The sequence below is a fragment of the Alteromonas sp. 38 genome, assembly GCF_902506055.1.
Taxonomy (GTDB): Bacteria; Pseudomonadota; Gammaproteobacteria; order Enterobacterales; family Alteromonadaceae; genus Alteromonas; species Alteromonas lipotrueae.
The window spans coordinates 754,749-768,217 of record NZ_LR733300.1; the positions used below are offsets into that span (position 1 = coordinate 754,749).

At 43.8% G+C, this 13,469-nt stretch carries 13 protein-coding genes; 9 read left to right on the forward strand and 4 right to left on the reverse strand.

From position 1 onward, the window contains the following. The first annotated feature begins 154 nt into the window (after positions 1-154). The 4 genes from folB to FLAVO9R_RS03235 all read left to right on the forward strand — a co-directional run bounded on the left by folB (position 155) and on the right by FLAVO9R_RS03235 (position 2,328). Positions 155-508: a dihydroneopterin aldolase gene (gene folB / locus FLAVO9R_RS03220; RefSeq protein ID WP_159528719.1), complete on the forward strand. Its 354-nt coding sequence runs from the start codon at positions 155-157 to the stop codon at positions 506-508. Then, positions 508-1,002, forward strand: coding sequence for a 2-amino-4-hydroxy-6-hydroxymethyldihydropteridine diphosphokinase (gene folK / locus FLAVO9R_RS03225; RefSeq protein ID WP_159528721.1), 495 nt, complete (start codon positions 508-510; stop codon positions 1,000-1,002). Before folB ends, folK begins: the two co-directional genes overlap by 1 nt. Before the next feature lie 8 nt (positions 1,003-1,010). After that, a complete protein-coding gene (locus FLAVO9R_RS03230; RefSeq protein WP_159528723.1) occupies positions 1,011-1,811 on the forward strand; it encodes an undecaprenyl-diphosphate phosphatase in 801 nt (266 codons plus the stop codon). A 148-nt stretch (positions 1,812-1,959) separates the two neighbouring features. Next, complete coding sequence (locus FLAVO9R_RS03235; RefSeq protein WP_159528724.1) at positions 1,960-2,328, forward strand: histidine triad nucleotide-binding protein; 369 nt, start codon at positions 1,960-1,962, stop codon at positions 2,326-2,328. 151 nt (positions 2,329-2,479) lie between these two features. Here the strand turns inward: FLAVO9R_RS03235 and FLAVO9R_RS03240 are convergent, their stop codons facing one another. Continuing rightward, complete coding sequence (locus tag FLAVO9R_RS03240) at positions 2,480-4,189, reverse strand: dipeptidyl-peptidase 3 family protein (protein WP_159528726.1); 1,710 nt, start codon at positions 4,187-4,189, stop codon at positions 2,480-2,482. A 385-nt stretch (positions 4,190-4,574) separates the two neighbouring features. On the opposite strand from FLAVO9R_RS03240, the gene FLAVO9R_RS03245 reads away from it, so the two are divergent. Further along, positions 4,575-5,411, forward strand: coding sequence for an HDOD domain-containing protein (locus FLAVO9R_RS03245; RefSeq protein WP_159528728.1), 837 nt, complete (start codon positions 4,575-4,577; stop codon positions 5,409-5,411). 48 nt (positions 5,412-5,459) lie between these two features. Here FLAVO9R_RS03245 and FLAVO9R_RS03250 read toward each other — a convergent pair whose 3' ends face one another. After that, the gene (locus FLAVO9R_RS03250) at positions 5,460-6,623 is read right to left on the reverse strand and encodes a benzoate/H(+) symporter BenE family transporter (RefSeq protein ID WP_159528730.1); all 1,164 of its coding nucleotides are present in this window, start codon (positions 6,621-6,623) and stop codon (positions 5,460-5,462) included. Between the two features lie 167 nt (positions 6,624-6,790). Here FLAVO9R_RS03250 and FLAVO9R_RS03255 point away from each other — a divergent pair, with 167 nt between their 5' ends. Then, entirely contained in the window at positions 6,791-7,357 is a 567-nt protein-coding gene (locus tag FLAVO9R_RS03255; RefSeq protein ID WP_159528732.1) for a helix-turn-helix domain-containing protein, read from the forward strand. Between the two features lie 119 nt (positions 7,358-7,476). On the opposite strand, the gene rdgC is transcribed toward FLAVO9R_RS03255, so the two are convergent. Further along, complete coding sequence (rdgC, locus tag FLAVO9R_RS03260) at positions 7,477-8,388, reverse strand: recombination-associated protein RdgC (RefSeq protein ID WP_159528734.1); 912 nt, start codon at positions 8,386-8,388, stop codon at positions 7,477-7,479. Between the two features lie 93 nt (positions 8,389-8,481). Beyond that, positions 8,482-10,218 carry a sensor histidine kinase gene (locus tag FLAVO9R_RS03265; RefSeq protein WP_159528736.1) on the reverse strand — a complete coding sequence of 579 codons (1,737 nt, stop codon included), beginning with the start codon at positions 10,216-10,218 and terminating at the stop codon, positions 8,482-8,484. A gap of 202 nt (positions 10,219-10,420) precedes the next feature. Between FLAVO9R_RS03265 and phoB the strand changes: the two genes are divergently transcribed. From phoB to FLAVO9R_RS03280, 3 genes are all read left to right on the forward strand, one after another. Beyond that, positions 10,421-11,110 carry a phosphate regulon transcriptional regulator PhoB gene (gene phoB / locus FLAVO9R_RS03270; RefSeq protein ID WP_013785421.1) on the forward strand — a complete coding sequence of 230 codons (690 nt, stop codon included), beginning with the start codon at positions 10,421-10,423 and terminating at the stop codon, positions 11,108-11,110. Positions 11,111-11,183: 73 nt separating this feature from the next. Continuing rightward, positions 11,184-12,485 (forward strand): phosphate regulon sensor histidine kinase PhoR, encoded by a 1,302-nt coding sequence (gene phoR / locus FLAVO9R_RS03275; RefSeq protein WP_159528738.1) that lies wholly within the window; start codon positions 11,184-11,186, stop codon positions 12,483-12,485. Continuing rightward, a complete protein-coding gene (locus FLAVO9R_RS03280; RefSeq protein ID WP_159528740.1) occupies positions 12,486-13,448 on the forward strand; it encodes a PstS family phosphate ABC transporter substrate-binding protein in 963 nt (320 codons plus the stop codon). Positions 13,449-13,469: the final 21 nt, after the last annotated feature.

Consider the following 13,469-nt stretch of genomic DNA (forward strand, 5'->3'; position numbering starts at 1 on the left):
CCCACTTGCAGTACAACGGTATAGTTGTGCCACCATCGCCCCATGGCGAATAACGTAAAGCGTAAAGCTACTCCATTCAAAAGTGATATACCACCTTTTGAGAAGAAGTTAACGTGGTAGTAAGACCAGTATGGTCATAAGAATGAAAAGGTTTATGGGAAAAATATATATAACAGGGCTGGCTGTCGATACTCTTATTGGTGTGTATGATTGGGAACGGGAGCGTTTAACCACGCTGTTGCTCGATGTTGAACTCGACGCTGACCTAGATGCAGCAATGCAATCGGATAATGTCGACGATACCATTAACTATGCCGACGTGGCTGATTGTATTACCGAGGTAGGAAAAACGAGTCGTTTTATGCTGTTAGAAGCATTTGGCGGCGCGGTAATGCACAAGGTATTAACCACCTTTCCGGCCCATGCCATTCGCCTTAAAATTGTGAAGCCGAATATTCTTCCTAATGCACAAACGGTGGCAGTAGCAATGTATCAGGAAAAGTCCTAGTGGGGCGTCATACCATTTTAATCAGTGTGGGTTCTAATATCGACAAAGAACACTACATACGAGAAAGTATCAAAGCGCTTAAACAGAATTTCGATGACGTTAGTTACTCTTCGGTATATGAGAGTGAGTCAGTCGGCTTTGATGGCAGTGCCTTTTATAACCTAGTGGCGAAAGCCGTTACTTCTATGAGTATTATTGAAGTGCGAGATACCTTTCGTCAGATTGAAAGCGACAATGGCCGTAAACACGGGGAAAAGAAATTTTGTTCCCGTACACTGGACTTAGATTTACTCACATACGACGACCACATTACCCATGAACCCGTTGTGCTACCTCGGGAGGAGATTCTGTATAACGCCTTTGTATTATGGCCGTTAGCTGAATTGGTCCCTAATGATATTCATCCTGTTGAAGGTAAAACCTACGAGGCGCTTTGGCAGGCATTTGATAAAGAAAAACAAACACTCTCGCCCATCAATTTTACTTGGAGCTAAGCAACGGAATGACACTGTTCGAAATAATCATATTGGCTATTATTCAGGGCGTTACCGAATTTTTACCTATCAGCAGTTCTGGGCATCTTTTACTGCCCGCAGAATTATTTGGCTGGGTAAGTCAGGGGTTAGCGTTTGATGTTGCTGTTCACGTGGGAAGCTTACTGGCGGTAATGATTTATTTTCGCCAAGAAATTGCACAAATGACAGTGGCTTGGGTAACTAAGGGCTTTACAAAAGAGCAAAACACCGACAGTAAGTTAGCGTGGTATGTGATTATCGCGACTATACCTGCTGTGATTATTGGCTTTGTAATGAAAGACTGGATAGAACTTAACGCCAGAACCGCCCTTGTTATTGCCGCTACCACTATTATTTTTGGCCTTGCCCTATGGTATGCCGACGCCACCGCGAAACGCACCCAAGATTTAACATCGCTTAATTGGAAACAAGCATTGTTGATTGGGTTAGCGCAAGTGCTGGCACTTATTCCTGGTACTTCACGCTCGGGTATTACCATGACCGCAGGTTTGATGTTGGGGTTAAATAGAGAGAGTTGTGCGCGCTTTTCGTTCTTACTTTCTATTCCCGTTATTTTGGGCGCAGGTTTGCTCGCCACCCTCGATTTATTGCAAGCTAACGAAGCGGTCGATTGGTCTGCGTTGCTTTATGGCGCTGCGTTTTCATTTGTGAGTGCTTACTTATGTATTTACCTTTTCCTTAGCTGGATATCTCGAATTGGTATGCTTCCATTTGTGATTTACCGTTTACTATTAGGCGTCATTTTGCTTTGGTTCGTTTTTGTATAAGCGGTTCGCACACGCTGTTCGCATAAGCTCGGGTTCACAAAAGACTGTGTTAGCGTAATAACGGGGCGAATTCTTTCTAGGGAGCGCGCCTCTTTTGAAGCGTTATGCAATGCAGTATGGTTACTATAATTGATGTAGGGAGTACGCAATGTTAGACACTATTTTTACGAAGATTATCAATAAAGAAATACCAGCAGATATCCTTTATGAAGATGATATCTCGTTGGCGTTTAGAGACATTAACCCGCAAGCGCCGGTCCATTTTTTAGTGATCCCGAAAAAAGCGATCCCGACTATCAATGACATCACGAAAGAAGATAGAGAGGTAGTCGGACACTTGTCGTACGTCGCCGCAAAAGTTGCAGCTGACCTAGGCGTGGACGAGCAGGGTTACCGCACGGTAATGAACTGTAATGAATTTGGTGGGCAAACGGTGTACCACATACATTTACATGTGCTAGCCGGTAAAATTATGGGCTGGCCGCCATATACTGATACCGCAAAGCGCTTAGAATAGATAGCGCTTGGAGTAAAAGCCCTTGAATTGAAAAACGTTCTGAAAAACCTTTCAAGGTAGAATAGTGAGTTAAATAGCCAGTCAGTTGCTTGACATAGATAGGCAACTGACTGGCTTAGTCTTTACTGAGCCAGTTATCGATAAATAGTGGTTAGTTCAAACCAAGTACCTTTTTACCTTGTTCGAAGTGAATATCGACAGGAATGTTTGCCGCTTCTAAGCGCGCTAAATCTGCCGCTAGCTGTGGTTTAATCACGCCCATACTGGCTACAAGCTCTGCAACACCATCGTAGTCGCCATCACCTTGCAGGGTTAAAATAAGCTCAGATAATGCGGCGATTGCTGCGCCCATCTTCTCAACATTAACGCGATAAACACCTTCTTCAGTTTGCTCAAAAGCGCCTTCTTGTGCAAAGAAATTAAAGCGGATCATATTCGCTTTACCGTGGGCACTAGACGCCCCAAAACGTACTGAGCGGAAAATGCCGGCCATAAAGGTGACGTAGTAATCTTCAAGTGTACCCTCTGAAATTTCACCTTTTTCAAGTAAGCTTTGAATCATGTAAAGACCCAAAATGTCAGCTTTACCTTCTTCTAATGCAGAGGCGTGTTCTTTAAGTGAGCCTCTTACTGTATCGCTACCATCAAGGGTGTTTTTTATACCTAAGCCATGCGCCACTTCATGAAACATGGTGTTAGCAAAAAACGCATCAAACGTAATATGATCACGTTGCTCAGGTGCAATTAACATATCCGCAATAGGAATAAGAATATTGTCGAATTTGGCACGCATCGCGTTTTTCAGTTGCAAACGACGGGTGCCTTTTTCAAGCTGTACACGCTCATCGTTAGGCAAATTGATTGCAATGGTTTTACTGCCAGCATTTGAATGCCCCGCGTAATACACCACGTCATAGGCGTTTAAGTCGGCATCGGAGCCAGGTACTTCCGCTTTGTACTGGGCAGGTACAGGTAAATCTTTTTGTAGCTCTGGAAGAAAAGCGGCGTATTTTGCGAGTTTTTCACTCCACGCTAAATCTTTTACCAAAACGTAGGCTTCAAAGGCAGCGCGATAACCAAATAGCTGGTCTTCATAGCTTTCGATCGGACCAATTACCAACTCTACAGGGTTGGTCTTCATGTCCATCCACGCCATATCCGAGGCTAAGTAATCGTCGGTAAGTAATGCTTGTGCACGCAGGGTTAAGTAGGCTTTAAAGCTTGGATCTTCGGCAAGTTCAGCTGCCTCTTTTAGAATCTTTGATGCAGCGGTTAGTTCACTTTTGTACGCCTCAGAGTAGGGCACAGAGTAAAGGTTGCCAGCTTCATCTTGCTTCACCAACGAGTATAAGCCTTGTTTGTCATCGAACGTGGCGGTCGCGAAGTCAGCCTTTGTCATGTTGTGAGGATAAAATTCAGCACCTAGGGCTTTCTCTTCATAGCCCGCTAGAAACGCGTTATCGCCGTTCAATCTGTCCCATGGGCCATAGTTGATTGAAGCAAAGTGTTTAACGTCGTCGCTTTCAATACTATTTAAAAACGCATTTTTATCGCCGAAGAAAGCTTGTTTCCAAAATAAGTCGTCCATTATTTTAGACGCATCAATAAGCAAACCTATCATCTTTTGTTGGTTGTCGCTTAAATGGGATAAGTCACTGGTCAGTTCAACGGGATGATAAATAGATAATCGAGACTCATCCACAAGAAGCGTACTATCTGGTGATGCGGTGTGCGAAGCCTCTACAGAAGGGGGGGCCTTTGATACGGCTTCTTGGGGGGCCTTGGAGCAGGCGCTCATAAATAAACTTGTGGCAACCGCCACGGCAAGAGTAGAGTAATGTTTAGGTGAAAATTTTATCATAACGTTTTCTGTTTTAGATTTATTAGCAGGATAAGAATATACAATAAAGTAACACGTTAGCGAGCGGCGTTTTGATGTGTATCAAGGTTTCATGTAAAGGCATATGTACTACACTGTTCATAACGCGTAATAATACTATTCAATATTGAGTTAGTAAAAGGTTCAATATTATTTAAGCTCAATAACGGTTATAACATATGGGGAATGTGATTTCCTGCTATCATAAAGCTATGCTTTTCATATGCGTAGCGTATAGTGGGATAATAAGTCTCTGAGCAACTGCAACTTGGTCATTTACTCGCAAACAAGGATTACAGTGTAACCGCGGGTATCTTAAATTCATTGCCTTTTAGTGGCTATTTGAAACATATCTAAGGGTAGGTATATGTCTACACAAAATGCGCTCTCAACAATTCTTGTTGAAAAAATAACAAACGACACACTCGTACTTCCTACGTTACCGGCTATTGCTTTAAAAGTGAGAAAGTCAGCGGATGATCCTAATATCAATCTAAGTGCTATGGGGGATGTTATCGGTCAAGACCCCTCGCTAAGCGCAAGAATGATTAAAATTGCGAACAGTGCTTATATGGGCCGCAGTATCAAAGTAAATTCTATCAGCCAAGCGGTAACCCGTATTGGTTTACGCCAAATCAAAAACATTTCAACCGCGCTTGCCATGGAACAGCTGTTCGTTTCTAAAAACGACGTAGTGAGCGCTTATCTACAAAAAGAGTGGGCGAATACGGTTAATATCGTGGCCAATTCAATGGCGGTAATGCAGCTCTATATTACTCGTACGAAAAAGCGTGAAATGAGTATGGATATTATGACGCTAACAGCGTTAACCCATAACATTGGCGTATTACCTATTCTGACCGAAGCCGAAAGACACCCTGAAGTGTTTGCGAATCCAACCTTTTTAGAAGTGGCCATCGACAAACTAGCGGGTCAAATTGGCGCTAGCATCATGCGAGAATGGGGCTTCGGTGAAGAGTTTGTGAATGTAGCCAAATGCTGGAAAGATTTGAGCTATATACCTGAACAGGTTACCTACATAGATTTCGTTCGTGTTGGTGCGGCCGTTTCTGGCGCAATGGACAGTCAAAAAGACGCTGTTTTGAACTTAGCCATACAGCGTGATGTTATTGATGATGTGGCGGTACTTCACTCCGATGAATTTACCGACCTTGCCAGTGCAGCGAAGCAAATATTTGCCTAACGCTTTGCTACAATAATGCGAGTAAAGCATGACTAATTAAAGCCGAACTTATGTTCGGCTTTTTTGTTTGTTGCTTTCAACCAACATGAGTAATAAGCCCAGTAATAGGCCCCACACCGCTGACGTGATGGAGAAAAGACTGAAGCCTGACGCCGTACATAAAAAGGTGACCAAGGCTGCGTGACGGTACTTGTCACTTTCTACCGTTTTAACCAAGGCGGCTTGTAAGGTAGCCAGTAGCGCAAGCCCTGCCAGTAAGTGCACCACAATAGGAGGCATTGAAACGAATAGAACCACCACAACAGACGCGAGCAGACCCATAAATAGGTAGCCAATGCCTGCGGCAATGGCCGCTTTGTAGCGCTGGGTTTTATCTTTGTCTGCTTCTTCCCCCATACACAAAGCTGCGGTTATTGCCGCAAGATTAAACGTGAACCCGCCAAACGGCGCCAGCACACCCTGCAATATTGCAATGCCGCTTAGCACTTTTTTATGGTCGGGGTGATAACCGTGGGCATGATGTATCGCAATGCCAGGTAAATTCTGAGAAAGGGTAGTGATAATATACAGGGGAACGGCAAGCCCTATAGAGGCGGTTACTGAAAATTCAGGGCTTACCCATACGGGGGTTGGTAGTGCGAGCGTTAACGCGAGCGCTTGGTTTAACCAGCTACTTGTAGCGATAGAAACGGCCAGTAAACACAACATAAGGTAGCGAGGGAAAAAGCGGCTTCCAATAAGATAGATTGCCAGAAAACCGGCAACGATATAAGGGTATTGTTCTACATCAGTGAATATTGATATGCAGATAGGCAGTAAAATACCTGCCAGAAGCGCTGATGAGATACTTGCCGGAATTCGGCTTATTTGATTGAGCAAACTGCGACTTTGCGCGGTAACTAGGGAAAGTACTGCGCAGATGATAAAGGCACCAATACTTTCAGGAAGGCTGTACTGTTCAACGCTACCTAATAAAAAGGCCGCACCAGGGGTAGACCAGGCGGTGACCACTGGCATTTTCATTAGCCAAGAATAGAAGATACAGGAAATGCCCATTCCTAAGCCTAATGCGAGAAGCCAGCTTATGACCATATCTGGGCTCGCCCCCGCTTTACGGGCAACATCGATAACAATAACAACGGCGCTGCTATAGCCAACGGTGACTGCGGTTAACCCTGAAGAAATGTGGCTAATCTGCCATTTTGATTTCATCTTTGCCTCAATGATTTGAACCCGTTTCAAAATTACTTCATACTCTGTGCGTTATAACGTACAGGTTTAACTTACTTTACACTTGTGCGTTATAACGCACAAGGTATTTTGTTTTTAAAATACTCAATCGATTCTATTTGTGGGTATTCGATAAGTAGCAGTGACATATGAATAACAACAGCGATGCACTACATGCGGGGGATTTTTCGTTAAGTATTTCTACGCGTTTGAAGCAATTACGTAATGATATGGGCTTGTCTCTTGATAAAACCGCCACGCTAACCGGTGTGTCTAAAGCTATGTTAGGCCAAATAGAGCGGCAAGAATCAAGCCCTACTATCGCTACCTTGTGGAAGATTGCGACAGGGTTAAACGCCTCGTTTTCCTCCTTTATAGCGTCAAACGCACAGTCTGAATTCGACGTTAATCACGGCTTTATTCACGACCCAAACATGCAAGTGAAAACCCTTTTTCCTTTTGATGTAAACAAAGGTTTTGAGGTCTTTGAGATTACCTTAACGCATTTTCATGAGCAGTGTTCTACGGCCCATCAAAGTGGGGTGACAGAGCATATTCATTGTGTTGAGGGCAGGTTGAGCTTGAGGCAAGGCGATGAGAGTAAAACCATCACGGCGGGCGAGCAGTATTTAATAAAGGCCGATCAAGTACATGGCTATAAAGACGAAAGTGGGGAGACCCGGTTTATTAACATTATCCACTATCCGGTGTTGTAGAGGCAGATGAGAGGAAAATGGTTAGATGAAAAGCTGGTGGGTAAGATAAATAAAGTGTTGAGCGGTGCCCATGAGGCACTGCTCAACACGTATTAGTTATGCGCTAGTTAAAAATTATATTAAGTGTTCGCGTCATTCAATTTGAGCGTTTCTCGCAAGAAGTTTAGCAAAGTACAAAGCTCTGCAGACATCAACGCAAATTCCGCATCTAAGCGCGCTTCAACTTGGTCTTTAGGAATGTCTTCAGTCTCTTCTTTTAATCTATCGGTAAACTTAATACGCTTTAGCGAACCGTCTTCAGCAATAACAGCCGTTAGGGTATCTTGGTATTCAAAAGCCACTTTTTGTACCAGCTTTCCTGCATCCAAATGAATCGTGATTTCATCACTATCAAGAGGCTGGTTTTTGCAGCGAATAATGCTGCCAGCATCATCTGTCGACTTGAACTCAGCTTCTTCAAGTAGTGCTATGCCATCTGGCGCAGCATCAGTAAGCCAGTGAGTAAGTTCAGACTGCAAACTGTGTCGTGCTAAAGGCACAACAGGCAGTGAGCCAATGGCTTTTCTTACCAATGCTAAAAAGGCTTCAGCTTTGCCATCGGCAGATGCATCAACAGCCACAAGGTTATCTTCTAACGATATAAACCCATGGGTATAAGTGTTTTTAGTAAACGCTTGAGGTAACAAGCGAGTTTGAATTTCCTGCTTAAGATCGGCTTTCGCCTTTTTCCCCACAGGCGAACCGGTTTCCATTTCAATTTTGGCAACCATATCGTCCAGTTCGGCATTAATCACCGCGGCAGGCAGTAGTTTTTCTTGTTTCTTAACGGTAAGCCAGTAACGTTGTCCAACGCGCTGAAACATGGTGCCTTGTTTGCCAGCTTGAGAGAAAGGGGAGGCAAAGCCCATAGTGGCTAAGTCTTGACTCTTACAAGGGCGAAAAGCTTGTTCGCTTAGCACGCGCTCCAGATCGCCATCGTCAAGGGAAAGTGGCTGTGTAATTTGGTAGGCTTTTATATTTTTAAACCACATTTGAGGCTATCTCTTTTAAAAATGGTGGGCAAGCGTACCAAGCTAGCGAATGCGGTGCAACGGATATAGTACGGGAGCTAAAGAGATTTTTTGTTAAGCAGGTTTACTCTTCATCGGAAAGCGAATGGTGTATTGAAGGCCCTCGCCAGGTTTGCTCTGCGCTTCAATGTGGCCAGACAAAGATTGAGTAACAAGATTGTACATAATGTGTGTGCCAAGTCCGCTGCCCCCTTCTCCCCGTTTAGTGGTAAAGAAGGCGTCAAACAACTTGTCTAAGTCATCATTGGACAAGCCTTTTCCGTTGTCACCGTAACGCATTTCTATGGTGTTGTTATCAGCACTCACATCTAGCGTAATTTTGCCATCGTTAGTGTCTTCAAAACCATGGACCAACGAATTTACAATCATGTTTGTTACAATTTGGGCAATGGCTCCTGGTGCACAGCGAATATAAAGATCTTCAGGACAATGTACCACAATGTCATGATTACTATGCTTGAAGCTTGGTTTAAGCGATTTAATGATGTCACGAATATAATCGTTAAGGTTTATCTCTCGCTCAGTTTCGCTGGTTTGATCCACCGCGACTTGTTTGAAGCTAGCGATAAGCTCAGACGCTCTATTTAAGTTAGTTAAGAGGAGATTCGCTGTTTGTTCTGCTTCATTAATGAAGTTTTCCATGTTTTTAGTCGTCAGGCTTTTTTCTTCAAAACCAGTTTTTAAGTTATCGAGTCGCTCTTGTAAAAAACTGGCTGCGGTGACACCAACACCCAGTGGCGTATTCACATCATGGGTAATCCCCGCGACCAAACCGCCAAGAGAGGCCATGCGCTCAGACTCTACCAATTGGTCTTTGGCGAGTTGTAAATTTCCCATTGAGTTCGCTAATTCCGTATTTCTTTTGCGAAGCTCGTCTTCTATGTATTGCCTGTTTTCGTTCTCTTGTCGAAGCTCTCTTTGGTTTGCGATAAGTTCGTCTTTTTGCTGTTCGAGGCTAAGCATAATTTGAGAGAGCGAAGATGTTTTCTTGGCAACTTCTTGCTCTAGAATAAGGTTCTGATCGTCTAGCTTTTTATTGGCATGTGACAGCTGATTTTGTGCACTAGTTAACTTGTTATTAGATACAATTAAATCGTCGATAACATTGTTGTACGATTCTTTAAGTTGCAGTAATTCATTATCGTCACTTATTTTTACTGAAAGCTTACTTTCTTCCGGATGAAGCGGGTCGAACCCTTCCATTTGATGGGTAATTTCAGCCAAGGGTTCCGACAGCATGGTGCGAAACGCGGTCATAAAAAGAAATACCAAGAAGGTCGTTTTTATTAACGCATTACCAATAAGAAAAAAGATCCCAATTTCGATGCGGCCAAAAATAGTATCGAAACTTGAGTATAGCGTGACATCGCCTACGGTTGATTCCCTGCCTGAAAATTTAAATATTAATGGAAAGCTATAGCTAAAAATACCACCTCGGTGGTCTTCTATAAGTTCTTCTTCAATGGGGGATCGAGCACGCTGAATACTTAATCCGTAGTCGGCAATTTGATTGCCATTTTCATCTCTAACTTGCACACCTTCAACAATAGGAAGCTCTAATAGCCCCTCTGCTATTGAGCTTGCTTGTTCGGTGTTCAATTCCCACAGGGCGCGGGTTAAGCTGGTTGAGAAGGTGTTTTTTAACGTTTGTAATTCGTCTTCAACATGATCTTTGGTGCTTAAATACTCAGTGAAAATCTGTCCAACGGTAACAATAAGCGTAAGAATGAAGTATACAGAGAGCACTCGTGTCAGCAGTTTTCTTGATAACCCAGTTTTTACCGCCGCCATTGAACAACATTCCTCTGTCTACAATTTACTTGACCTTTATTGCCAAGAATATGCGTAAATGTATGAATAAACAAGCAACCTCTATGAAGAAAATATAACCTATCTTTGTAGAAAACTTGACACATTAATGTAATCGTTTTAATAAAAGTGTCACAGTGCACATTAATAATAGCGGCGTTTTGTGATGAGCAGGAAAATAATAATGTCTCGTACAGTTTTGGTGGTTGAGGACGAAGCGCCCATCCGTGAAATGCTTAAGTTTGTGTTAGAGCAATCTGGTTTTAATATTATTGAAGCCGAAGATTACGACATAGCACAAGAAAAAATATGTGAACCTTACCCAGATTTAATCTTACTCGATTGGATGCTACCTGGTGGAAGCGGCGTTCAATTGGCCAAGAGTTTAAAGCAACATGAGTTCACTCGTGATATCCCAGTGATCATGCTTACCGCAAGAGGCGAAGAAGAAGATAAAATTCGCGGTCTTGATGCGGGTGCTGACGATTACGTCACTAAACCGTTCTCACCTAAAGAGCTTATTGCTCGAATAAAAGCGGTGATGCGACGAGTAACGCCTACGTCAAATGAAGAGCCTATTGAATTTAATGGCTTGAAACTTGAGCCTGTGTCTCATCGCGTTATGGCCAACGAAGATCCGTTAGACATGGGTCCAACCGAGTTTAAACTTCTACACTTCTTCATGACCCATCCAGAGCGCGTTTATAGCCGTGAGCTATTACTCGACAATGTCTGGGGGACGAATGTATATGTGGAAGATAGAACGGTTGATGTGCATATCAGACGTTTACGCAAAGCTATCTCTCGTCATGGGCATGATGCTATGATTCAAACCGTGCGTGGAGCCGGTTACCGTTTCTCTACCAAACTCTAAATTCCCAGCGGATAAGAGACGCCGATAGCGTCTCTTCGCTCTCCGCGTTTCACTGTTTCAGGGCGCATTCACTATGTACTACCCGTTCTCATGGCTGAGAAGTACCCTTCGACTAGTGCTATACCTTTTGGTATTCGCGCTAATCGGTTGGTATATGAATGACATGTTATTTGCTGTAGCCATTGGCGCCACCTTGCTGCTTATCTTCAACTATTGGCATTTATACAAGCTTAATCGCTGGTTGTGGCATAGTCGTAAAATGTCACCGCCCACCGTGCGTGGTGTGTGGGAACATATTTACGAAGGCATTTATTACCTACAGCGCAGAAACAGAAATAAGCGTAAAGAGCTAGGTGAACTCGTGAAGCGATTTCGTGAGGGCTCTGAAGCCTTACCCGATGCCGCGGTAGTGGTGGATTCAAAAGCATGTATTATTTGGTGTAACCGCTTAGCTCGGCTGGATTTGGGCTTGAAGTGGCCACAGGATGCGGGCAGAAGGCTCGATAATTTACTACGTCACCCAGAGTTTATTCAGTACTTCCATGCTGGAAATTTCAAATATCCTATTGAAGTACCATCACCCACCAACCCGCATAAAACCTTTGAATATCGGGTTATGCCTTATGGTGACGAACACCTGTTGTTAATTGCGCGTGATATTACCCGTGTTTCTCAGTTAGAGGCCATGCGTAAAGATTTTGTCGCCAATGTGTCACATGAATTAAGAACGCCCCTTACGGTAATTAATGGGTATTTAGAAATTTTGCCGGTGGATGAGACTGCCGATCCTTTTATGCAAAAAGCCATGAAGGAGATGACGGCGCAAACTCATCGTATGCAAAATTTGATTGAAGATTTATTGGTGTTGTCTCGCATTGAAGCCAGCTCTGAACGCATTTACGAAAATGTGGTTAATATTCCCACGGTACTTTCTCAGATAGAGCGAGAAGCGCAGGCGCTGAATAAAGAAAAACAGCATCACATTGAGTTTCATATTGATACTGACCTTAAAGTTTTTGGGGTTGAAACCGAGCTGCGAAGTGCTTGTTCTAACTTAGTATTTAATGCCGTGCACTACACTCCACCTGGTGGTGAAATTCATGTATATTGGCGGCATGATGAGGAAGGCGCAAAGTTCGCGGTGCACGATAATGGTGACGGTATTGAATCTAATCACCTGAATCGACTTACCGAGCGTTTTTACCGTGTCGATAAAGCACGGTCTCGCAAGACCGGTGGTTCCGGGTTAGGGTTGTCGATAGTGAAGCACGTACTTAGCCATCACAATTCACGTTTAGACATTGCGAGTACATTAGGTGACGGCAGTCAGTTTTCCTTTGTGCTGGATAAAGAGTTAATTGCGGAGCAAAGTTAAATGCGAATAAAGCAATTCATCGCCTTGTGCAATGTGGCTGTATTGCTTCTTGTATCAGGCTCGGTGAGGGCTGAAACTGCCCATGAGCTAGAATACGAACGCCAACCTGGGGTGGCAGGAAAGATCACTTCGGTAGGTTCAGACACCCTCGCGAATTTAATGACTTTTTGGTCGCAAGAGTTCAAAGCTCTCTATCCGCAGGTGGGTTTCCAAATTCAAGCTTCGGGGTCTTCTACTGCGCCCCCTGCGCTTATTGAAGGTACAGCCACTATCGGTCCAATGAGCCGAGAATTAAAGCCTAGTGAAATTCGAGATTTTACCCGCAAGCACGGTTATCCGCCTTTAGTCCTTAAGGTCGCGATGGATGCCATCGCTATTTTTGTGGAACGCAGAAACCCATTGCAAGGGCTTACCCTAAATCAAGTTGATTCTATTTTCTCCCAAACACAATTTTGTGGTGGGGATGGACCAATCAATAAATGGTCGGAGTTAGGCATTGATGCTAATGGATATCGCGCCCCAATTCGCTTGTACGGGCGAAACTCGGTATCAGGAACCTATGGGCTATTTAAAATTATAGCCATGTGTGACGGTGATTTTAGAAATACGGTAAACGAGCAGCCAGGGTCGGCTTCAGTGGTACTTTCTGTTGCGTCAGGCAAAGGCGCCATGGGTTATGCGGCCTATGGTTATAAAACCGCAGGGGTGCGGGCGCTGCCGTTAGGTGAAACTAAAGATTCGTTAGTGCCACTTACCATAGATAACGTACGCAGTGAGTCTTATCCGTTCTCTCGCTTCTTGTATTTGGTGATAAACAAAAAGCCTGGTGAGCCGCTGCCTACGCTTGAAAGGGAGTTCTTGCGATATATTTTATCTGAACAAGGGCAAGAACAAGTATCCCGTGATGGGTACTTTCCTATTCGGGAAGATATGCTGCTACGACAGCGTAGGTTGGTTGATTAGTTAGCGCAAAAGCAGGTGTAT